The sequence below is a fragment of the Arthrobacter sp. J156 genome (genome assembly GCF_056172865.1).
Genome location: NZ_CM149650.1, coordinates 1,576,808 through 1,599,455, shown reverse-complemented (window position 1 = coordinate 1,599,455; position 22,648 = coordinate 1,576,808). Strand labels below are relative to the sequence as shown.

At 73.7% G+C, this 22,648-nt stretch carries 14 protein-coding genes and 1 tRNA gene; 9 read left to right on the top strand and 6 right to left on the bottom strand.

Features of this window, described 5'->3' with window-relative positions; genetic code table 11:
- Positions 1–990: a methionine ABC transporter ATP-binding protein gene (locus AC0QR5_RS07300; protein WP_329860309.1), complete on the bottom strand. Its 990-nt coding sequence runs from the start codon at positions 988–990 to the stop codon at positions 1–3.
- 265 nt (positions 991–1,255) lie between these two features.
- Positions 1,256–1,942, bottom strand: coding sequence for a 3'-5' exonuclease (locus tag AC0QR5_RS07295; RefSeq protein WP_329860307.1), 687 nt, complete (start codon positions 1,940–1,942; stop codon positions 1,256–1,258).
- A gap of 176 nt (positions 1,943–2,118) precedes the next feature.
- Here AC0QR5_RS07295 and AC0QR5_RS07290 point away from each other — a divergent pair, with 176 nt between their 5' ends.
- From AC0QR5_RS07290 to AC0QR5_RS07280, 3 genes are read left to right on the top strand one after another with little or no spacing between them, the layout of a single operon-like run.
- Complete coding sequence (locus AC0QR5_RS07290; RefSeq protein WP_329860306.1) at positions 2,119–2,511, top strand: MGMT family protein; 393 nt, start codon at positions 2,119–2,121, stop codon at positions 2,509–2,511.
- Between the two features lie 5 nt (positions 2,512–2,516).
- On the top strand, positions 2,517–5,849 hold the full coding sequence (locus AC0QR5_RS07285) for an ATP-dependent helicase (RefSeq protein ID WP_329860305.1): 3,333 nt from the start codon (positions 2,517–2,519) through the stop codon (positions 5,847–5,849).
- On the top strand, positions 5,846–9,220 hold the full coding sequence (locus AC0QR5_RS07280) for an ATP-dependent helicase (RefSeq protein ID WP_329860303.1): 3,375 nt from the start codon (positions 5,846–5,848) through the stop codon (positions 9,218–9,220). The genes AC0QR5_RS07285 and AC0QR5_RS07280 overlap by 4 nt, the downstream gene beginning before the upstream one ends.
- A 20-nt stretch (positions 9,221–9,240) precedes the next feature.
- On the opposite strand, the gene AC0QR5_RS07275 is transcribed toward AC0QR5_RS07280, so the two are convergent.
- Positions 9,241–10,704, bottom strand: coding sequence for a phosphotransferase (locus AC0QR5_RS07275; protein ID WP_329860302.1), 1,464 nt, complete (start codon positions 10,702–10,704; stop codon positions 9,241–9,243).
- Positions 10,705–10,847: 143 nt separating this feature from the next.
- On the opposite strand from AC0QR5_RS07275, the gene nudC reads away from it, so the two are divergent.
- Positions 10,848–11,852: an NAD(+) diphosphatase gene (nudC, locus tag AC0QR5_RS07270; protein WP_329860301.1), complete on the top strand. Its 1,005-nt coding sequence runs from the start codon at positions 10,848–10,850 to the stop codon at positions 11,850–11,852.
- Between the two features lie 5 nt (positions 11,853–11,857).
- Entirely contained in the window at positions 11,858–13,975 is a 2,118-nt protein-coding gene (locus tag AC0QR5_RS07265) for an ATP-dependent DNA helicase UvrD2 (RefSeq protein WP_329860299.1), read from the top strand.
- A 10-nt stretch (positions 13,976–13,985) separates the two neighbouring features.
- Here AC0QR5_RS07265 and AC0QR5_RS07260 read toward each other — a convergent pair whose 3' ends face one another.
- Positions 13,986–14,996, bottom strand: coding sequence for a ThiF family adenylyltransferase (locus tag AC0QR5_RS07260; RefSeq protein ID WP_475372506.1), 1,011 nt, complete (start codon positions 14,994–14,996; stop codon positions 13,986–13,988).
- A gap of 155 nt (positions 14,997–15,151) precedes the next feature.
- Here AC0QR5_RS07260 and AC0QR5_RS07255 point away from each other — a divergent pair, with 155 nt between their 5' ends.
- Entirely contained in the window at positions 15,152–15,790 is a 639-nt protein-coding gene (locus tag AC0QR5_RS07255; RefSeq protein ID WP_329860297.1) for a M48 metallopeptidase family protein, read from the top strand.
- Between the two features lie 105 nt (positions 15,791–15,895).
- On the opposite strand, the gene AC0QR5_RS07250 is transcribed toward AC0QR5_RS07255, so the two are convergent.
- Positions 15,896–17,380 (bottom strand): zinc-dependent metalloprotease, encoded by a 1,485-nt coding sequence (locus tag AC0QR5_RS07250; RefSeq protein WP_329860296.1) that lies wholly within the window; start codon positions 17,378–17,380, stop codon positions 15,896–15,898.
- Positions 17,381–17,538: 158 nt separating this feature from the next.
- Between AC0QR5_RS07250 and AC0QR5_RS07245 the strand changes: the two genes are divergently transcribed.
- The 3 genes from AC0QR5_RS07245 to AC0QR5_RS07235 all read left to right on the top strand — a co-directional run bounded on the left by AC0QR5_RS07245 (position 17,539) and on the right by AC0QR5_RS07235 (position 22,003).
- The gene (locus AC0QR5_RS07245) at positions 17,539–18,678 is read left to right on the top strand and encodes a YlbL family protein (RefSeq protein WP_329860294.1); all 1,140 of its coding nucleotides are present in this window, start codon (positions 17,539–17,541) and stop codon (positions 18,676–18,678) included.
- A 255-nt stretch (positions 18,679–18,933) separates the two neighbouring features.
- Entirely contained in the window at positions 18,934–21,882 is a 2,949-nt protein-coding gene (locus AC0QR5_RS07240) for a UPF0182 family membrane protein (protein WP_329860292.1), read from the top strand.
- Between the two features lie 47 nt (positions 21,883–21,929).
- Positions 21,930–22,003, top strand: a tRNA-Met gene (locus AC0QR5_RS07235).
- 59 nt (positions 22,004–22,062) lie between these two features.
- Here the strand turns inward: AC0QR5_RS07235 and AC0QR5_RS07230 are convergent.
- Entirely contained in the window at positions 22,063–22,599 is a 537-nt protein-coding gene (locus tag AC0QR5_RS07230; RefSeq protein WP_329860291.1) for a MarR family winged helix-turn-helix transcriptional regulator, read from the bottom strand.
- Positions 22,600–22,648 lie beyond the last annotated feature (49 nt).

The window sequence follows — 22,648 nt, the reverse complement described above, 5'->3', positions numbered from 1 at the left end:
TCAGGCCTCCTTGGTGGATACGGCGATGCCGGCGGCGTTCAGGTGCGCGGTGATGGCCGCGATGTCGCTGCCGTCCGGCAGCTGGATGCGCAGGTGCGCGAACCGGGCTCCACCGAGGGACTCGACGGATCCGGCCAGGACGTTGACGTCGGTCTCGAACGTCCGCGCCACGGCCGAGATGACGGGCTCGACGGCACGGCTTCCCGAGTAGAGCAGTTCCAGGACCGTTCCGCCCGGGAGGTCCTCGATGGCGTCGGCCGGCAGCGGGAGGAGGGCCTCCGAGAGCCGGCCGTTGGGGCGGGCCACGACCTCGGCCAGGTCGCCGTGCTCCACGATGCGGCCGGCCTCGAGCAGGGAGACCGAGTCGCAGGCCTCCTTCACGACGTGCATCTCGTGCGTGATGATGAGCACGGTCAGCTGGAGGCGGTCGCGCAGCTTCTTGATCAGCGCCAGGATCTCATCGGTCGTCTTCGGGTCCAGGGCGGACGTCGGCTCGTCGCACAGGAGGATGTCCGGATCCGTGGCGAGGGCGCGGGCGATGCCGACGCGCTGCTTCTGACCGCCGGAGAGCTGCGAGGGGTAGGCGTCGGCGAACGCGCCGAGCCCCACGAGGTCCAGGAGCTCGGCGACCTGCTTCCTCGCCTGGGCCTTGGGCGTTCCCGTGAGCTCCAGCGGGTAGGAGACGTTCTGCGCCGTGGTCCGGGAATCGAACAGATTGGCGTGCTGGAAGACCATGCCGATGCGTCGGCGGGCCGTCAGGAGCTCCTTGTCCGAGACGCCGGTGAGGACCTTGCCGTCGATGTCGACGGTTCCGGACGTCGGACGGTCGAGCAGCGTCAGGCAGCGCACCAGCGTCGACTTGCCGGCGCCGGAGTGCCCGATGATTCCGTGGACCTTGCCCTTGGCGACGCTGAGCGTGACGCCGTCCAGCGCGACGACTTCGCGGCCGCCCTGCCGGTAGACCTTGCGCAGATCGGTGACTGTGATCAAGTGAGCCTCAATGGAAGTGGGGAACTTTACCCCATATTGAAGCACCGTCGAACAAAAGCGACCGAATGGGCGTCACAAACGGTCATCTGCCCGACGACTCTGCCAAGAAGCCGTTTCGAGTTGACGAAAATTTCACAAGTGGCCCGGTTTGCCGAAGCATTGCGATCCGGTGGAAGCGTCTCCACCGGCTTGTGTGTCCACCGGCGGCTGTGTGTTTCGGCACAGTCTCCGCCGGCGGACGACGGGCGGGGGACGGCGCGTCGGCTCAGGGGCGGCGCCGGACGGGCCACTGCCCGTCGACGACGGCGGAGGGGTCCTTGCGGCGCAGGTACGCCTGGAAGCTCGCGGCCTGCTCGGCGGCCCACCGGACCTGGGATCCGTGGAGCTGCAGGGGATCCATCCGCAGCTGCTTGTACTTGGCCACCTGCGCATCGGCCACGCCGACCGTCGCTGCGGCGTCGGCGACGGAGGTGTGGGCATCGACGAGCGGTACGCGGTAGAACTCGCTCATGACCGTGAGGGTGCGCTTGCCGCGGCGGTACTTGTCCACGTGCTTGTCGATGATGTACGGGTCGATGACCGCTGCGGGTTCGAGGGCCTCGACGCCGTGGCGCAGGCACTCGCGGTCCAGCACCGTGAAGTCGTAGCTCGCGTTGAAGGCGAGCACCGGCATCGTGGCGAAGAGCTCCCTGAGGTGGGCGGTGATCTCCGCGACCGCCGTCGCGGCGTCGGCGCCCTCGGCCCGCGCCCGCTCGGTGCTCACGCCGTGGATGGCGGCGGCCTCCTCGGGGATCGGAACCCCGGGATCCACGAGCCACTCGCGGTGGTTCAGGATCTCCTGGCGGCCGTTGACCACGAGGACCGACGCCGTGACGATGCGGGCCAGTTCCGGGTCCCTGCCGGTCGTCTCGAGGTCGAACGAGGCCCGGGGAAGTTCATGCCAATTGCTCATGGTTCCACGCTACCGTGCCGCCGCGTGCGCCCGCCCCGCGCGGGGCCCGACGTGGACAAGGACCGCCGGAAGGGGCCTGTGGAGGAGGAGGGGGCACCGGCGTCGTCCGGGATCGGCCGCCACGCCGCGGCCGCTCGGGATCCCCGACGCCCCGCCCGCGCCCTAGGCTGGTGGTCATGTCCCTGAGCTACCCCGAGGCCGTGCACGCCGTCGCGTGGCTCATCGCCCCCGGACGCGCCGTGAGCTACGGCGACATCGCCGAGCTCCTCGGGGCCGGCGGCCCGCGGCAGGTCGGTGCGGCGATGGCCGGCAGCGGCGCGGCATCCGGGGTCCCCTGGTGGCGGGTCGTGCGCGCGGACGGCTCCCTGCCGGAGCCGCTCAGCGGGGAAGCGCGGCTCCGCTGGGACGACGAGGGAACACCCGTCCGCGGCGGCCGGATCCGTCTCGCCCTCGCGCGCTGGCAGCCGTCCGACGACGACTTCCGGACCCTCGACGACCTCGCCGCGCAGCTCGGCGGGGGTCCACACGCGGCGCCGGACCCAAAGCGTCGGGGCGGCGTGCTGGGATGAGCTCCATGGATACCGCGACGCGTCTTCTCGAGCTCGGGCCCGGACACGGCCCCACCGTGGTCCTCGGCGCGCCGGGAACCGGTAAGACGACGCTGCTGCTGCGGGCGGTCTCCGCGCGGCTCGCCGCCGGACTGGACCCGTCCTCGCTCCTGGTCATCGCCCCCTCGCGCGCCGCGGCGGCACGCCTGCGCGACGAGCTTTCGGCCGGCAGCGGATCCACTTTCTCGGAACCGGCCGTGCGCACGTGGGCGGCCTACGCGTTCGACCTGATCCGCCGCGCCCGCCTGGATGGCTACCTTCCCCACGTCGAACGCCCGCCGCGGCTCCTCTCCGGCCCGGAGCAGGACACGTTGATCGGCCAGCTCCTCGCGGGCCATGCCGCGGGGATCACGCCCGGCCCCGCGTGGCCGGGTTCGCTCGGAGAGGCGGTCGGCACCCGCGGGTTCCGCCAAGAGGTCCGCGAGCTCTTCGACCGCCTCGCCGAGCACGGCGTCGAGGCCGGCCGGCTCCACGAGCTCGGGAGCGAGTGCTCGGTGCCCGAGTGGACGGCGGCGGCAGAGCTGTACCAGGAGTACCGCGACCTGCTGGACCTCGGGAGTGCGGAGGCCTTCGACCCGGCCGGGCTGATCACCGCGGCCGCCGAGCTGCTCGAGCACCACCCGCGCCTCCTCGGCGAGGAACGGGAGAGGCTCCGCCTCGTCGTCGTCGACGACCTGCAGGAGGCCAATCCGGCCCAGCACCGGCTCCTGTCCCTCCTGGCCCGAGACGCCGACCTGCTCGCCTTCGCCGCCCCCGACAACGTGGTCCAGGGCTTCCGCGGCGCCCGCCCGGACCTCCTCGCCCGCGTCGACACGTTCTACGGCACCGAGGCCCGACCCGTCGCCGTGGCGACCCTCGAGCACTCGCATCGGATGCCCCTCGACGTCGCCGAGGCGTGGGGGCGAGTCGCCCGGCGCATCCCGCTCGCCGCGGGAGCCGCCGGCCGCCTCCTGTCCCATCCGGCGGGGACCGCGACGGGGATCGCGGCGCGCCCGCCGGAGGGCGCCGCCGACCGGGACACCGATCACGGCGCCGGTACCGGGGCCGCGGGGTCCGTGGAAGCACACGTCGTTGAGTCCCCGGTGCACGAACTGCGCCTGCTGACCCACCGGATCCTCGAGGAACACCTCATGGGCGGCCGGCCGCTCGACGACATCGCCGTGATCGTCCGCAACGGGGCGCTCGTCCGGACCGTCGCGCGGCACCTGGGCCAACAGGGGATCTCCGTCAGCGTCCCCCCGGCCGAGCTGCCGCTGCGCGATGAACCGGCCGTCCGCCCGCTCCTGGACCTGCTCCGGCTGGGCCTGTCCGGCGGCGACGCCACCGGTCTGCACGCCGTCGAATCGCTCCTGACCTCCCGCTACGGGCAGTCGACGGCCCTGGACGTGCGGCGACTGCGGCAGGGCCTGCGCCGCGAGGAGCACGCCCGCGGCGGCACGCGCGGCAGCTCCGAGCTCCTCGCGGGCCTCTTCGGATCCGTCGGGATCCCCGAAGGGTCGGGCCGCGAGGCCGCCGGCGCCCGGCGGATCCGGCGGATGCTCGACGCCCTCGCCGAGGAGGCGGACCGCGGGGGAGCCACGGCGGAGACCGCACTCTGGGCGCTGTGGGACGCCTCCGGGATGTCGGGGGCCTGGAGCACCGCGGCGCTCGCCGGCGGGGGAGCGGGTTCCCGGGCGGACCAGGACCTCGACGCCGTCCTGGCGCTCTTCCAGGCCGCCGAGCGCTTCGTCGACCAGCTTCCGGGCGCCACGATCGCCCAGTTCGTAGACCACGTCCTGGCCCAGGACCTGCCGATGGACTCCCTTGCCGGGCGGGGCGGGAGCGGTCCGTCCGTCGAGGTCCTGACGCCGGCCGCGGCGGCGGGCCGGGAGTGGGGGCTCGTCCTGATTCCGGGCCTCCAGGAAGGCATCTGGCCCAACACGCGCCTGCGCGGCGAGCTCCTGCACAGCGGGGCCCTCGCCGACGTCGTCGAACACGGCCCCGTGGCCTTGCGGCAGCGCGATCCGGCGTCGCGGCTGCGGGCCACCCGCGCCGACGAGCTGCGCAGCTTCGCGGCGGCCGTCTCGCGCTGCCGCGGGAGCCTCGTCTGCGTCGCCGTGGACTCCGAGGACCACCAGCCCTCCGGATTCCTGGACCTCGTGAGCCCGTGGAGCCCTCCGGTGGAGACCGGCGGGCCGGCGACCCGGCCGGTGACCCGGGTGCCGCGCGCCCGCACGCTCGGCTCGCTCGTGGCGCTGCTCCGGCAGGCCGCCGAGGCCGGAGCCCGGACGGCCCCCGCCGCCGCCCCGACCGGTCCGGCGGACGACAGCGGGGCCGCGCCGGCGTCGTCCGCCTCCCCGGGCGCTGGGCAACCCGGACCGGGGAGCGGCGGGCTGGACCCGACGGCCCGGGACGCGGCAGCGGTCCTGGCCCGCCTCGCCACCGCTCCCGTGCCCGTGCGCGGGGCCGACCCGGACGAGTGGTGGGGGCTGGCGCCCGCCACGAGCACGGGCCCCGTCACCGCGGACGGGCACCCCGTCAAGGTCTCCCCGTCCAAGGTCCAGGCGGCCCTCGAGTCCCCGCTGAACTGGTTCGTCCAGGCGGCCGGCGGGGAACCGGCCACGGACTTCGCGCGCAGCCTCGGCACGCTGGTCCACGCGATCGCCGAGGACCTGCCCGACGCCTCGGGGGAGCAGTACCTGACGGAGCTGGACCGGCGCTGGCCCGAGCTCGACCTGCCGACGAACTGGGAGACCCACCGCGACCACGACCGGGCCGGATCCATGCTGCGCAAGCTCGCGCAGTACACCCTGCTCATGCGCCAGGCCGGGCGCGAGCTGCGCGGCCGCGAGACCGACTTCGAGGTGGAGATCGGCGACGGCTCCGCCACCGTGCGGCTGCGCGGGGTGATCGACCGCGTCGAGGCCGGCCCCGACGGGCGCCCCTTCGTCGTGGACCTGAAGACCGGCAAGAGCCAGCCGTCAGGCAAGGACGTCGACCGCAACCCGCAGCTGGCCAGCTACCAGGCCGCCGTGCGGGCCGGGGCGCTCGACGGGGTCGCAGGCCTGTCCCGCGACCCGGCGGGGGCCGCCCTGGTCCAGCTCGGCACCTCCACCAAGACGCCCCGCGAGCAGGTCCAGCCCGCCGTCGAGGGCGAGGACTGGGCGACGCCCCTCGTGCTCGAGGCGGCACGGGCCATGGGGGCCGCCGACTTCCTGGCCCGGCACGACCCCACCCGCGGCGGGGCGGCTGGCAGCTCATGTCGCCTCCCGTCCGTCTGCCCGCTGTGTACCGAAGGAAGGCAGGTGACCGAACCGTGAGGCACTCGCCCGAGGAACTGGCCGAGCTGCTGGGCCAGCACCAACCCACCGCCGAGCAGTCCCGCATCATCTCCTCCCCGCTCGAACCCCTCCTCGTGGTCGCCGGCGCGGGCTCCGGGAAGACGGCGACGATGGCCGACCGCGTCGTATGGCTCGTGGCCAACGGCCTCGTCCGGCCCGAGCAGATCCTGGGCGTCACGTTCACGCGCAAGGCCGCCGGCGAGCTCGCCCAGCGGATCCGCGGGCAGCTCGCGACCCTCGCGGCGTCCGGGGCCTGGGAGCCGGACCCCGAGGACGGGGGCCTGCTCGAGCCCTCCGTGTCGACGTACCATTCGTATGCCAACACCCTCGTCCAGGACCACGGGCTGCGGATCGGGGTCGAGAGCGATACCGCCCTGATCGGTGGGGCCCAGGCGTGGCAGCTCGCCGCCGACGTCGTTGAATCCTACGACGGCGACCACGAGCACCTGGCGTCGTCCAAGTCGACCCTCATCGACGCCGTCGTCTCCTTCGCCGGGGAATGCGCCGAGCACCTGCGCACGCCCGCGGAGGGAGCCGCCTACCTCGACGGCCTCGTGGAGCGGTTGGCCGCGCTGCCGTACCGGGAAGGCAAGACGACACCGCCCGCGCAGAAGGCCCGCGAGCTCCTCGACAGGCTCCGGACGCGCTCCACGGTCGCCGGGCTCGCCGACGGCTACGCCCGCCTCAAGCGCGAGCGCGGCGTCATGGACTACGGCGACCTCGTCGCGCTCGCGGCCCGGATCGCCGAGACCGTCCCCGCCGCGGCCGAGGCGGAACGTGCCCGCTTCAGGGTCGTGCTGCTCGACGAGTTCCAGGACACCTCCCACGCACAGATGATCCTGTTCTCCCGGCTCTTCGGCGACGGGCACGCAGTGACGGCCGTCGGTGACCCCAACCAGTCCATCTACGGCTTCCGCGGCGCCTCCGCCGGGCAGCTCTTCCGCTTTCCGGAGGAGTTCCCCGCCGTGGCCGCGGACGGGGACCGCCGCCCGGCCGCCACGGCCTTCCTGACCACGGCCTGGCGCAACTCCGTCAACGTCCTTGAGGCCGCCAACGCGGTCTCCGCGCCGCTGAACGCCGCGGACCCGAACCGGGGCGGGCGCCGGATCGAGGTCCCGCCGCTCGCGGCGAGCCCCTTCGCCGGCCCCGGGCGCGTCGAGCTCGTCCGCCACGCGACGAGCGCGGACGAGGCCGCGTGGATCGCCGACCGCCTGCTCGAAGAGCACCACGCCTTCCGGCGCCTGAACGGCCGGGCGCCCACCCTGGCGGTGCTGTGCCGCACGCGCGGCCAGCTCGCCCTGCTCGCCACCTCGCTCGAGGAGCGCGGGATTCCCTACGAGATCGTCGGGCTCGGCGGGCTCCTGGGGATGCCCGAGATCGTGGACCTCGTCGCGACCCTGCGCGTCCTCGTGGACCCCGACCGCTCCGACGCCCTCCTGAGGCTGCTCTCCGGTGCGCGGTGGAGGATCGGTCCCGCCGACCTCATGGCGTTCGCCGACTGGTCCCGCTTCCTGGCCCGCCGGCGCGAGGCGGCCGTGCGCCGCGGCGCCGAGGCCGACGTCGACACCCGGGAGGACGCCGCCGACGCCGCCCGTGCCGAGGCCCGGAGCGAGGTCTCCGACGCCGCGAGCCTCGTGGAGGCCCTTGACTGGCTGCCGAAGCCGGGCTGGACGAGCGCCGACGGGCGGACGCTCAGCGACGCGGCCCTCCAACGCCTCACGGCCCTTCAACGAGAGGTCCGGCACTTGCGCACCCTCGTGGATGGCGAGCTGCCGGCACTGCTGCACGAGGTCGAGAGGACCCTGAGGCTCGACATCGAGGTCGCCGCCCGGCCCGGAACCGGGATCCACGCGGCCCGACGGCACCTCGACGCTTTCGCGGACGTCGCGGCCGGCTACACGGACGCCGCCCTGCGCAGCGACCTGGCCGGCTTCCTGGCCTGGCTCGACGCCGCGGCCGCCAAGGAGGGCGGGCTCGAGGTCGTGCAGCAGGAGGCGAGCGCGGAAGCGGTTCAGCTCTTGACCATCCACGCCTCCAAGGGCCTCGAATGGGACGTCGTCGCCGTCACCGGGCTGAACGACGGCGTCTTCCCCTCGGCCCGCGACTCGCGGTGGACCACGGGGGACAGCGCCCTGCCCTGGCCGCTGCGCGGCGACCGCAACGACCTGCCGCACTGGGACACCGAGCAGCCGAGCCTCTTCGCCGCCGTCGAGTCCGAGGCCGAGTTCCGCCAGCGCGTGATCGCGCATGGGGAACAGGAGGAACGGCGCCTCGCCTATGTGGCGCTGACCCGGGCCAAGGACCTGTTGCTCTGCTCCGCCACCGCGTGGACGGGCACACGGACCAAGACCACCGCCCCCTCGCCGTTCCTCGAGGCGCTGCTGCCGTTGGCGGAGGGGCCGGCCCCGTCCGCCGTGCTCCCGCTCTGGTGCGCGGACGAGGAAGCGCCCGGGGAGAACCCCTACCGGGAGGACCCCGTCGAGGCGCGCTGGCCGTACGACCCCCTCGAGGGCCCCGTCCGGCTGCGGGCCGGTGTACCCGAGGCCCGGCCTCCCGGGCGGCGGGCGCGGGCCGAGGCCGCCGCGGCCGCCGTGCGCGGCTGGACGGGACAGGAGCCGCCGGCCCCGGAGACGGACTCCGGACGGGACTGGGACCACGAGGCACGCCTGCTCGTCGCCCGCCAGCTCGAGGCCACCCGGCCGCGCAGGCCCGAACCGCCCCGGCACGTGCGGGCCTCGCTGTTCGTTGACCTCGCCACGGACGCCGGGCAGGTCCTCGCCCAGCTGCGCCGCCCCGTTCCGCGGCGCCCCGGGATCGCCGCCCGCAAGGGCACGGCGTTCCACGCGTGGGTCGAGGAGCACTACGGCAGCACCGGCATGCTCGACCTCGGCGAATTCCCCGGGGCGGCGGACGCCTACGTCGACGACCAGTACGGCCTCGAGGAGATGAAGGCCGCCTTCCTCGACTCCGAGTGGGCCGAACGCCAACCGACCCACGTCGAGGTCCCCCTCGAGACCCCCGTGGGACCGGTGACCGTGCGCGGGCGCGTCGACGCCGTGTTCCGTGAGCGCGGCGAGGACGGGACGGAGCGCTGGGTCCTCGTCGACTGGAAGACCGGCCGGGTTCCCACCGGGCGGGAGCTCGCCCACAAGTCCCTGCAACTGGCCGTGTACCGGCTGGGGTGGGCGAGGCTCCACGGGATCGACGTGGAACAGGTCGGCGCCGCGTTCTACTACGTCGGCGACGGGACGACGATCCGCCCCCACGACCTGGCGGGGGAGGAGGAACTGGAACGGCTCATCACCACGGCGCTCGATGCCGTGCCGGCCGCCGGACCCGCCGAGGCATAGGGCAGGCCCGGGCGCGGAGGCTAGCGGAGGGTGCGGCCGTCCGGGTCGATGGCGGGCAGGGCCGACGTCGGGGCCTCGGTCGGCGCGACGGCCTGGTCCGCGACCTCCTCGTCGTCCGCGGGCTGACCGCCCGCCGCCTCGTCCTCCGCCGGGACGTCGACCTGGTCGTGCTCCGCGGGTTCGTGTTCCGGCCCGCCGTCCGGGCCGGCCGCGCCGCCCGTCGCGCCGGGCCGGGAGATGATGACGGCCGCGTCCTCGTCGCCGTCGCCGAGGACCACGTCCGCGCTGGATCCGGCGTCGCCGTCCGTGTCCTCGTGGGGGCCGGCGGCAGGACCGCCAGCGCGGTCCTCTTCCGCGTCGTCCGCGCCGGCGTCAGCGGCAACGTCCGGGGCCGGCGCGTTCCCGTCGGCGTCTGGCGCACCGGCGCGGCCCGCGGAGACGGCGCCGGCCCCGGCGTCGTCTCCTCCGATGGGTGCAGCGCCGGCCTCGGCACCGGCCAGGGCACCGTCCGCCGAGGCGTCCGCCCCGACGTCGTAGCGCGGGGGCTCGACAATGCTGATGGGCTGGCCGCCGAATTCCGCGATGTCCTCGTCCAGCTCGCGGAGCATGTCCTCGGCCTCCTGGATCCGCTCCGCGTCCTCGAGGGCGAGGCCCTTGGCCAGCCACTGGGCCAGGGCGAACTCGGCGGCCAGTGCCGCCCGGCGCATGAGGTGCGGATCGGCCTTGTCCCCGCGCTGCGCGGTGTAGGACTCGAGCACGGCGTCGGCGAAGGACTGCTCGTGCGCGGCCGCGAGCCAGGCAAAGTCGTCGGCGGGGTCCCCGATGTGCAGATCCGTCCAGCCGGTCACGGCGCTGACCCGGCCCTCGACGAGCAGGAGGTTCTCCTCGTGCAGGTCCCCGTGGACCACGGTCGGATTGAAGCGCCACAGGGCCACGTCCTCCAGGGCGTGTTCCCAGCGGCGCAGGAGGCGCGCCGGGATCCTGCCCGTCGTCGCGGCCTGGTCGAGCTCGTTCAGGCGCCGCTGGCGGAACTCGTTCGCCGAGTAGACCGGCAGGTCCGCCCGGTCCACGACGTCCTGGGGCAGCGAATGGATCGCCGCGAGGGTGCGGCCGACGTCCGCTGCGGTCCGCCCGCCGCTGGAGACGAGGTCCTCCAGCTCCAGCGCGGCGCCGTCGACATGGTTGTAGACGAACGTGCGCAAGCGCCCCTGGCTCACGGTCCCGGCCACCGAAGGCAGGCGGAAGGGCAGGGCCGCGCGCACGCCGGGCGTGAAGGAACGCAGGGCGGCGAGCTCGGTCTCGAGCCGCATGCTCGCCTCGTCGTGGCGCGGGGAACGCACGCGCCAGCGGTTCTGCTGCCCGTCGACGATGACCGCCGAATCGAAGTCGTCGGCGTCGTCGGCGAGGCCCGCGACGCCGACCGGCGCCAGTCCGGGCACCGCGGCCGTGGCGATGGCGGCGAGTTCCATGGGAGAGCGTTTCACGTCTTCCACCGTATGCGGTGCGGGGCGCCGCCGCCGTGGTGCCGTGCGGCGAGTCGCGGGAACAGCGGTTTCACCACCGGCCGCGGTCCACACCCGCACCTCCGCGTGTGCGGGCGGCGGTGCCGGTCAGTACGGTAGGAGGTATGACTTTCCCCGCGGCCGGACCGAACGCCCCCGTCCCAGCCCCCGCGCCGTCCGCGGCGCCGTCCGACGCGCCCGCGGGAGCCGCCGGCGCGCACGCCGCCGTGCCATTGGGGGAGCTGCCGCTGGCGCGCACCACGGTGGACCGCGGGTGCGAGCGGCGGGCCGATCCCGGCTGGCTGCCCGCCGTCCTGTCCGGATCGGACACGGCGGTCCTCGTCCTGGTCAACGGCCGCGCCGCCGTGGCGGACGGGCGCCTGGTCCTCTCCGGCACCGGGGCCGCCGAGGGGGCGCGGCACCTCGTCTACCTCGGACGCAGGGCGGGGCAGGAGCTCGTCCTCGCGGACCATGCCGGGGTCCCTTCCGGGCTGCACGACGCCGAATGGCTCGGCCTGCGCGACGTCGCGGCGGGTCTCGGGGCCGGGGACGCCGGGCTCTTCGTCGAGGCCGTGGCGATCGCCAACTGGCACGCCTCCCACACCCACTGCCCGCGCTGCGGTGCACCGACGGAGGTCGTGCAGAGCGGCTGGGTGCGGCAATGCCCGGCCGACGGATCGGAGCACTTCCCGCGCACCGACCCGGCCGTCATCGTGTCCATCACCGACGACGCCGACCGCCTCCTCCTCGGCGCCAACGCCCAATGGGGCGGGCAGCGGTTCTCGACCCTGGCAGGATTCGTGGAACCGGGCGAGTCGCTCGAGGCGGCCGTGGTCCGCGAGGTCCGCGAGGAGGCCGGGATCACCGTTCGAGAGCCGCGCTACCTGGGCTCGCAGCCGTGGCCCTTCCCCGCCTCGCTCATGCTCGGCTTCACGGCCCGCGCCGACTCCACGCACACGGTCCCGGACGGCGAGGAGATCATCGAGCTGCGCTGGTTCACGCGCCGGGAGCTGGCGGCCGCCGTGCTCGACGGGGCGGTCTCCGTGCCCGCGGGGGCCTCGATCGCCCGCGCCCTCGTCGAGCACTGGTACGGCGGCCCGCTGCCCGAGCCGCGGCGACTGGAGAACTGAAGCCCATGACGAGCCTCGAAGAGACCATCCTGGACGGACTGGACGACGAACAGCGCCAGGTCGCCACGACGCTGAACGGCCCGCTGTGCGTCCTCGCCGGCGCGGGGACGGGCAAGACCCGGGCCATCACCCACCGGATCGCCTACGGCGTCCACACGCAGGCCTACCGGCCCAACCAGGTCCTCGCCGTGACGTTCACCGCGCGCGCCGCGAGCGAGATGCGGACCCGCCTGCGCGACCTCGGCGCCGGCGGCGTCCAGGCGCGCACCTTCCACGCCGCGGCGCTGCGCCAGCTGCAGTTCTTCTGGCCGCAGGCCATCGGCGGGCAGCTGCCGGCCATCGTGGACCACAAGGCCCAGCTGCTCGCCGAGGCCGCCCGCCGCCTGCGCATCTCCACCGACCGGGCGGCGCTGCGCGACCTCGCCGCCGAGGTCGAGTGGGCCAAGGTCTCGATGCACACGCCGGAGAGCTACCTCGCCGCGGCAGCCGGCCGCGGCCAGCCGGCGGGGCTCGACCTGACGACGGTCTCCCGCCTCTTCCAGTCCTACGAGGACGTCAAGACGGACCGGAACCTGATCGACTTCGAGGACGTCCTGCTGCTCACCGTGGGGATCCTCGACGAGGACGAGAAGGTCGCCGCGGCGGTCCGCGGACAGTACCGGCACTTCGTCGTCGACGAGTACCAGGACGTCTCTCCCCTGCAGCAGCGCCTCCTGGACCTGTGGCTCGGCGGTCGCGGCGAGCTGTGCGTGGTCGGCGACGCAAGCCAGACGATCTACTCGTTCACCGGGGCCACGCCGTCGCACCTCCTGAAATTCACCGAACGCCACCCGGGCGCCCCCGTGGTCAAGCTCGTCCGCGACTACCGCTCCACCCCGCAGGTCGTGCACCTGGCCAACCGCCTCCTCGCGTCACGACGCCCCGAACCGGGGATCCCCGGGCAGGGCGTGGCCTGGCCGCAGCCGCTCGAGCTCATCGCCCAGCGCCCGGCCGGCCCCGAGCCGGCGTTCACCGAGTGCACCGACGACGAGGCGGAGGCGGCCCACGTCGCCGGCCGGATCCGCGCGCTCATCGACGACGGCGTGCGGCCGGCCGAGATCGCCGTCCTGTTCCGCACGAACGGCCAGTCCGAGTCCTACGAGCAGGCGCTCTCCGCCGCCGGGATCGGCTACCAGCTGCGCGGCGGCGAGCGGTTCTTCCAGCGCCGCGAGGTCCGCGACGCGGTCCTGCAGCTGCGCGCCGCGGCGCGGGTCGAGTCGGACGACCCGGTCCCGCAGCAGTGCCGCGACATCCTGGCCTCGCTCGGCTACACCGCCGAGCCGCCGTCGGGTTCGGGCGCCGTGCGCGAGCGCTGGGAGTCGCTCTCGGCCCTCGTGGCGCTCGCCGGGGAGCTCGAGCGCTCCCGCGCGGGCCGCGAGACGCCGTTCACCCTGGCGGAGTTCGTGGCCGAGCTCGACGAGCGCGCCTCGACGCAGCACGCCCCGACGGTCCAGGGCGTCACCCTCGCCTCGCTCCACTCCGCCAAGGGCCTGGAATGGGACGCCGTGTTCCTCGTGGGCCTGAGCGAGGGGCTCATGCCGATCTCCTTCGCCGAGGACCAGGCGGGCTTCGACGAGGAGCGCCGCCTGCTCTACGTGGGCATCACGCGTGCCCGCGAGCACCTGCAGCTGAGCTGGTCGCTGTCCCGGACCCCGGGCGGCCGCGCCAACCGGCGCCCCTCGCGCTTCCTGGACGGGCTGCGCCCCGCGTCCTCGAGCCGCACGGGGGACGCGCCGGCCCGCCGTTCCGGCCGCAAGCGCCCGTCCGGGCCGGCGACGTGCCGGATCTGCGGCACCATGCTCATGTCGGCGGCGGAGCGCAAGCTCGGCCGCTGCAACGGCTGCCCGCCCGGGTACGACGAGGCCGTGTTCGAGGAGCTGCGGGCCTGGCGGCTGAAGGTCTCGCAGGAGGCGGCCGTCCCGGCGTTCGTCGTCTTCACCGACGCCACGCTGATGGCCATCGCCGAGGCCATGCCGAGCGATCCCGCCGGCCTGGTCAAGGTCCCCGGCGTCGGGGCGGGCAAGCTCGAGCGCTACGGACGCGATGTCCTGGACATCCTCTCGGCGGGGGCGCCCGGCGCCTGAGGCGCGGAGCCTACGCGGCCCTCAGCAGGCACAGGCAGCCGGGCCGGGCGGCCACGGCCCGCGTTCCGACGCCGCCCGTCGCCAGGTCCAGCTCCAGGACGGCACCGGCCGCGGCGGGAACCTGGACGCCGTCGACGAGCATCAGGATCTGCTGGACGGCCAGGCCCGCGGCGGCCGCCGCGAGCGAGACCTCGGTAGGACCGGCGCACGTGGCCGTCCGCGGCACCGCGGCGGGCAAGCCGGCGTCCGCCGCGCAGTCCAGGCACGGCGTGGCCCCGGGGACGACGAGCGGCCCGACGCCGGATCCCGCCTCGCCGCACGCGACGCGCAAGTGGGGCACGTCGGTGGCGGCGAGGTACGCGGCGAGGTCCTCGTCGAGCCACGGCGATCCGACGGCGACGACGGCGTCCGCCTCCTGGGTGGTCCCTCCCGTTCCCGGTTCCCACGTCGACAGGGAGGCATGCGGCCAGTGCCGGCCCAGGTGCCGGGCCAGGGCGCGGGGCCGCTCCAGGCCGAGGTCGGCGAGGCGCAGCGGTCCGGCGCCGAGGTCGCCTGCCTCGACGGGCCGGGGGTCGCAGAGCTGGAGGGATCCGATCCCGGCCGCCGCGAGGAGCACGGCCACGGTCTGGCCGCAGCGGTCGAGCCCGTGGATGCGGACCACGGCGCGCATCCGCCGTTCGACGAGCGGGCCCGCGTGCAGCCCGTAGGCCGCGGACCATTGCGCGATGTCGGGGGCGAGCCGGGACGCGCGGACCCCGGGGATCCGGTACGCGGCGTCCGCGACGAGGACCGGTTCGAGGATCGCCAGGAGCTCGCCCCGCCGCTCGGCGTCCGGGAGGGCGTCCGCGCCGGATCCGCCGGACGAGGAACCCCTCGGGGCGGTGCCGGGTCCGTCCGCCGGGGCGCCCGCGGGCGACGCGAGGGCGTCGATGAACGCCTTGTCGCGGGCGTCGAGCCCGTCTATCCACAGCCCGCCGGCCGTGGCCCCGATGCAGACGGAACCGTCGGCTAGGCTGATCACCCGTAATCCGGGATTGATGCGCATGATGGCCTCCTGGTGTCTCGCCGGCGATGCCCGCCGGGACTAGCCATCGTGGCACGCGCCAAGGCCCCGGAACGGGCTATCCACAGCCTTTCGCGGGAGAGTGGGACCGCGACGACAGATCAGGAGACCCCATGCCCTTGCAACCCGGTGAGCGCGTGCTCGTGCTCGACGACGGGCTCCGCGTCCGCGTCGTCCGCTCGGCCCGGCGCCGCAAGACCGTGTCTGCGGCGTGGAAGGGCGCCGAGGCCGTCGTCTCCGTTCCCGCGCACCTGAGCCGCGCGCAGGAGGAACACTGGATCGAGGAGATGGTGGGGCGGCTGAAGGCCGGGCGCGACCGCCGCCGGGGCCGGGCCTCGGGCCGCAACGACGAGGAGCTGATGCGCCGCGCCGCCCGGCTGAGCGCCGAGCTGCTCGAGGGGCGGGCGCGCCCCCTCTCCGTCCGCTGGGTCACGAACCAGAACTCCCGCTGGGGCTCGGCCACGCCGGCGGACGGCACGATCCGGATCTCCCACCGTTTGCAGGAGATTCCGGACTGGGTGCTCGACTACGTGCTCCACCACGAGCTCGCCCACCTCGTGGCTCCGGGCGGGCACGGACCCGCGTTCCGGACCCTGGAGAAGCGCTACCCGCGCCTGGCCGAGGCGAAGGCGTTCCTCGCGGGCGTCGGTTTCGGCACGCGGCTCGCCGCGGGCGGTGGGCCGGCGGACAGCGGAGCGGACCCGCTGGACGGCGGGGACCCGGACGACGGCGGGGCCGGGCCCCTCGCGTAGCCCCGCACCTCCGCTGCGCCTCGCCTCGCGGCGGGGAGCCGCCGGGCCCGGGACCGAGGCACCGGGCCCGCCGCCGACCGGCGCCGGGCAACGGCTTGGGCGGGTCTAGCGGCCTTCGGTGTCCTCGCCCGCTCCGGACGGGTCGTCGTCCTGACCGTCCTCGTCCGGTTCCCCGGGACCGGACGCGGCCCCGGCGTCGTCCGCGGCGGGCGTGTCGTAGCCGCCGGACAGGAGCCGGTTCAGGGCCTCGTCGAGCTCCGCGTCGCCCGCGTCCACGAGGGCGCGGCGGCCGCCGAAGCCGGCGGGGTCGTCGAGGTCCTCGGCCGTGGGCATGAGGTCGGGGTGCTCCCACACGGCGTCCCGGCCCTCGATGCCGCGGTCGGCGAGAACCTGGGCCCAGAACGCCGCGGCGTCGCGCAGCCGGCGGGGCCGCAGCTCGAGCCCCACGAGCGAGGCGAAGGCCTGCTCGGCGGGGCCGCCCGTGGCCCGGCGCCTGCGGACGGTCTCCCGCAGTGCCGCGGCGGAGGGAAGGTTGGAGGAGGCGGCCGCGACGACCTCGTCGACCCAGCCCTCGATGAGGGCCAGCGCCGTCTCCAGCTTCGCCAGCGCGGCGTCCTGCGCTCCCGTGCGCTGCGGCGTGAAGAGCCCCTCGGTCACCGCGCCCTGCAGCGACTCGGGGTTGGACGGATCGATGTCGCGCACGGCCTCCTCGATCTTCGACAGGTCGATGTGGATGCCGCGGGCGTAGTCCCCGATCGCGCCGAGGACGTGCGCGCGCAGCCACGGCACGCGGGCGAAGAGGCGCGTATGCGCGGCCTCGCGCAGCGCCGCGAACAGGAGGACCTCCTGTTCGGGGACGTCGAGCCCCTCGCCGAACGCGGCGACATTGACGGGCACGAGCGCGGGTGCGGGGCCCGCCAGCGGCAGGCCGATGTCGCTCGAGCCGAGGACGTCCTTGGCCAGTCCGCCGACGGCCGTTCCCAGCTGCAGGCCGAACATGGCCCCGCCGAGGTTCTGGAACATGCCCTGCGCCCCGCCGAGCATCGGCTTGAGCTCCTCGGGCATCTGCTCCCGCATCGCCTGGCTGATGGCGCCGGCGACGCTGACGGCCACCGGCTCGGTCAGGGTCTTCCACGTGTCCATCGTCTTCTCGACCCACTCGGCCCGGGACAGCGCGGTGAAGCCGGAGGCGGGCGAGGTGAACGACGTGGCCTGGTCCAGCCACAGCTCGGCCAGCCGCCCGGCGTCCCCGACGGCGCCGGCGCGGGCCGGGCTGACGGCCGGGTCGGAGCCCGCGGTCGCCTGGCGCGCGGAATCCCGGGCCAGCTTCCAGTTCACCGGGCCGCCGTCGCCCGTGGCCATGGCGCCCATCATGGCCTGCACCTGGCGGAACATCGCCTGCATCGCCTCGGGGTCGTTGGGCATCCCCATCGCGGCGCCGAGGCCCTCGGGGAGGTCCTTCGGGTCGAAGCCGGCGGGCAGCTGGCCCCCGAAGAGGCCGGAGAGCATCTCGGCGAACGGATCCTGGCGTCCCGGCTCCTCGGGGTCGTCGGAGCCGTCGGGACGGGGGTTCGGGGGGTTCTCAGCCATGCGACCACGGTACCCCCGGCCACCCCGGGAGACCCATGGAAATCGCCGTCGGTTCGCTGTGGGCAAAGCCGATCCCGCTCGGCAGCGAGTAGCCTAGGGGAGGCCGAACGGCCGCGCCGGAGGGGCCACGGGGCCCGAGGCAGAAGGGACACCTGAACGTGACGCAGCATCAGCTCGGCGGGCCCGCCGATCCCGCGGACGCGGGAGGCCCCGCGGGAGCCGGGGGATCCCACCGGCCGGCGGCCGACGCCGTCCGCAGGACGCGCATCCAGCGGGCCCTCATCGGGTCGACGGCCGTCGCCCTCGTGACGGGCTTCGGCGCCATGGCGCTGCCGAGCCCGTTCGTCGTCGAGTCGCCCGGACCGGCGATCAACACGGTCGGGATCGTCGACGGCGAGCCCGTCATCCGCGTCAGCGGCCGCGAGTCGTTCCAGCCGGAGGGGCCCCTGGACCTGACCACGGTCTACGTCCGGGGCGGGGCCGACCGCCGCATCCCGTTCTTCCAGGTGCTCCAGGGCTGGGTCGACCCGGCGCAGGACGTCTACCCGGAGGAGACCGTCTACCCGCGGGGCACGACCGACGAGCAGATCACCGAGCAGAACACCGCGCAGATGGACTCCTCCCAGCAGACCTCGGTCGCCGCCGCCCTCGGCAGCCTCGGGATCGAGTACGGGCAGACCATCTCGGTCGCGGAGCTCGCCACCGCCACCAATGCCGGGATCCTGCAGCAGGGCGACGTCCTGCGCACGGTCAACGGGGAGCGGATCGCCGACGCGACCATGCTGCGCGAGCGGCTTCAGGACGCCGGCGACGCCCCCAGCATGCTCGGGCTCGAGCGGGACGGCGAGGAGCTCGAGGTCGAGGTCGTCACCGCGGCCTCGCCCGAGGGCCAGCGCCTCCTCGGCGTCTTCCTCGACACCGCCTACGACTTCCCGTTCGACGTCGACTTCACGCTGACCAACGTCGGCGGGCCGAGCGCGGGCCTCATGTTCTCCCTCGGGCTCATCGACACGCTCACCCCCGGCGAGCTCGCCGGCGGGAGGCACGTGGCCGGCACCGGGACCATCGACGCCGCGGGCGCCGTCGGCCCCATTGGAGGGATCGCGCAGAAGCTCGTCGGGGCCCGCGACAACGGGGCCGAGCTGTTCCTCGCCCCGGCGGGGAACTGCGAAGAGGTCCTCGGCCGCATCCCGGACGGGCTTTCCGTCGTCAAGGTCGAGACGCTCGACGACGCGCGCGCCGCGCTCGAGCACGTCGCCGCGGGGGAGGACCCGGCCTCGCTGCCCGCCTGCGGCTGACCGTCAGGTCACGATCGGCTTTCGATCCCGGAACCCGGGAACCCGCGGTTCGCCCCCGTCGTCGTACACAAGGCAGAATGGTACGCAAACCGCCCTCAAGCCGTCGGCGGTGCAGAACCATACCCCGAGGATGAGGTTCATACAGTGAGTTTTGGCGCTGACAGTCCATTCGGCGGACGCCCGCAAGGGCCCGGCGAGCCAGCCGGCGGGGGAGCCCCGCCCCAGCAAGGGCCCCCGCGCAGGCCTTCCGCGCTCATGCCCACGGTGGTGATCATCGGCCTCCTCGTGGCGGCGTTCGTCTTCTTCGCGAACATCTACGCCGACGTCCTCTGGTACAACCAGCTCGGGTTCTCGGAAGTGTTCTGGAAGCAGAACCTCACCAAGGCGGCCATCTTCGCGATCGCCTTCGTGCTGATGGCGGCCGCGATCTGGACGAGCCTGACCCTGGCGTTCCGTTCCCGTCCGGTCTACGCACCGGACACGCAGATCCAGGACAGCCTGCACCGCTACCAGTCGCAGCTCGAGCCCATCCGCCGCCTGCTGATGATCGGCATCCCCGTGGTGATCGGCGCCTTCGCCGCAACGGCCGTGACCGGCCAGTGGCAGCAGGTCCTGCTCTTCTTCAACCAGGTGCCCTACGGCGAGGCCGATCCGCGGTTCGGACTGGACCTGTCCTTCTACATGAACACCCTGCCGTTCCTCGGCCTCCTCCTGGGATACCTCGTCTCCGTGGTGCTCATCGCCGGCATCGCCGGCGTCCTGATGCACTACCTCTACGGGGGCATCCGGATCGAGGAGCGCGGCGGCGTCGTCGTCTCCAAGGCCGCCCGCATCCACATCTGCGTCGCCGCCGCCGTGTTCCTGCTGCTGCAGGCCGGCAACTACTTCCTGGACCGGTACTCGACCCTGCTGAACCAGGACGGCCGCGTCGCCGGCGCCCTGTACACGGACGTCAACGCGGTCATCCCGACCAAGACGATCCTCGCCGTGGCCGCCGTGCTCGTGGCCGTGCTGTTCGTCCTCGGCGCCATCCTGGGCCGCTGGAAGCTCCCGATCGTCGGCACCGCGATGCTGATCGTCACGGCCCTCGTCGCCGGCGGCATCTACCCGTTCATCGTCCAGCAGTACCAGGTCGTGCCCTCGGAGAAGTCGCTCGAGCAGCAGTACATCCGCGACAACATCGAGATGACGCGCAAGGCCTACGGCCTCGACGCCGTGGAGTCGACCAACTACAACGCCACGACGGACACGGCGCAGAACGCCCTCGCGCAGGACAGCGCCACGACGACGAACATCCGTCTGCTGGACCCGAACCTCGTCTCCGACGCCTTCGCGCAGCTGCAGCAGTTCCGCACCTACTACCGGTTCGCGCCCACCCTGAACGTCGACCGCTACGAGATCGACGGCAAGGTCGAGGACACCGTGATCGCGGTCCGCGAGGTCAACGTCGATCCCACCGACTCGTGGGTCAACCAGCACATCACCTACACCCACGGCTACGGCCTGGTCGCCGCCTACGGTGCCAAGGTGGCCTCCGGCGGGCGTCCCGCGTTCATGCTCGAGGACATCCCGACCCGCGGCGACCTGGCGAGCGACGACGACTACGAGCCGCGCATCTACTTCGGCGAGTACTCCCCGGAGTACTCGATCGTCGGCGGCCCGGAGGACTGGCAGCCCCGCGAGCTCGACCGGCCGCAGGGCGAGGAAGAGGGCCAGGACACGCGCTACACCTTCACGGGCGGCGGCGGCCCGAACGTCGGCAATTTCTTCAACAAGCTCGTCTACGCGCTCAAGTTCGGCTCGACCGACCTCCTGCTCTCCGACGCGATCAACGCCGAGTCGGAGATCCTCTACGACCGCAATCCGAAGGAGCGCGTCGAGAAGGTCGCCCCGTACCTGACGGTCGACTCCAACGCCTACCCGGCCATCATCGACGGGCGCGTGAAGTGGATCGTGGACGCCTACACGACGAACGCCAACTACCCGTACTCCACGCAGCAGCAGCTCGAGTCCGCGGTCACCGACTCGCTCACGGGCGCCAACCGCGCCACGAGCCTCACGGGCCAGGTGAACTACATCCGCAACTCGGTCAAGGCCACGGTCGACGCCTACGACGGCTCGGTGGACCTCTACGCGTGGGAGCCGGACGAGCCGCTCCTGCAGGCGTGGACCAAGGTCTTCCCGACCACGATCAAGCCCTTCACCGAGATGAGCGCCGAGCTCATGAGCCACGTGCGCTACCCGGAGGACCTGTTCAAGGTCCAGCGCCAGCTCCTGGGCCGATACCACGTCACGGACGCGGACAACTTCTACGAGGCCAACGACGCCTGGATCGTCCCGAACGATCCGACGCGCTCCGAGGGCAACGTGAAGCAGCCCCCGTACTACCTGTCCCTGAAGATGCCGGACCAGGAGGCCGAGACGTTCTCCCTGACGTCCACCTTCATCCCGCAGACCGGCACGGGCGGCCAGCAGCGCAACGTGCTCTACGGCTTCCTCTCCGCCGAGGCGGATGCCGGGACCGGCGAGGCCGGCGTCAAGGCCGAGGGCTACGGCACGCTGCGGCTCCTCGAGCTTCCGCGCTCCACGGTGGTCCCCGGGCCGGGCCAGGCACAGCAGAACTTCGACTCGAACACCAACGTGTCGACCCAGCTGAACCTGCTCCGCCAGGGCGCCTCGACCGTCATCAACGGCAACCTGCTCTCGCTGCCGGTCGGCGGCGGCATCCTGCACGTCCAGCCGGTGTACGTCCAGTCGACGGGCCAGACGGCCTACCCGACGCTGCGCAAGGTGCTGGTCTCCTTCGGTGACAAGGTCGGCTTCGCCGACACGCTCTCCGAGGCGCTGGACCAGCTCTTCGAGGGATCCTCGGGCGCCGTGACCGGCGAGGGCGACGCCCCGGGCACGGGCGAGGAGCCGGGTGAGGGCGGTGAGACGCCGAGCACGACGGCGGAGCAGCGCCTCAAGGCCGCCCTCGCGGCCGCAAGCAACGCCATCCAGGCCGGACAGACCGCGCTCGCGGAGGGCGACTTCGCCGCCTACGGCGCGGAGCAGGCCAAGCTCCAGGCAGCCCTGCGCGCCGCGATCGACGCCGAGGCCGAGATCACGGGCGAGCCCGCCGTGGCCCCCGAGGAGGCCGAGGGCGCGGAGGGCCAGGACGGCGGGGAGCCGGCCGAGGACGCCCCGGCCGAGGGCGAGGGCTAGCCGATTTGATCTCCGCCCCGCGACGTGACAGAGTAGGGACTTCACGCCGCGGGGTGGAGCAGTTCGGTAGCTCGCCGGGCTCATAACCCGGAGGTCACAGGTTCAAATCCTGTCCCCGCAACGAGAAGGAAGGCCCCCGGTCTGGGACACCAGACCGGGGGCCTTCCGCATGTGCCCGTCCTACAGGGGCTCGGGGGGACTCGGGGGATCCGCGAAGTCGCCGGAGCGGCGACGGAAGCCGGCGAGGATGCGCACGAGCTGGCCGAGCTCGCCGCTGGGGATCCCCGGATCGCCGAAGACGTGCTCGTTGAGCCGCTGGGTGGCCTGCGTGACGACGTCCCGCCCGCGCTCGGTCACGACCACGAGGGTCGCGCGGCCGTCCGTGGGGTGCGCGTCGCGGCGCGCGAGGCCGTCCCGCTCGAGCCGGTCCACGGTGTTCGTCGTGCTCGTGGGGTGGACCTGCAGGCGCGCGCTCGCGCTCGCCATCGGCAGCGCGCCGTCGCGTGTGAAGCTGAGCAGGCGCAGCAGCTCGTAGCGGGCGAACGAGAGGCCGAACTCCTTCAGGGCCGCCTCCACCCGGGCGAGCATGAGCTGTTGGGTGCGCATGATCGAGGCGATCGCGACCATGCCGTCGGCCGCGTCCTCCCAGCCGTGCTCGATCCACTGCCGCTTCGCCTCGGCGATGGGATCCATGGGGAGCGGTTCCCTGCGGGCCATGGCGGTGTCCTTCCGCTCGTACGCTGCCCGGGTGCGGCCGGGCGCCGGA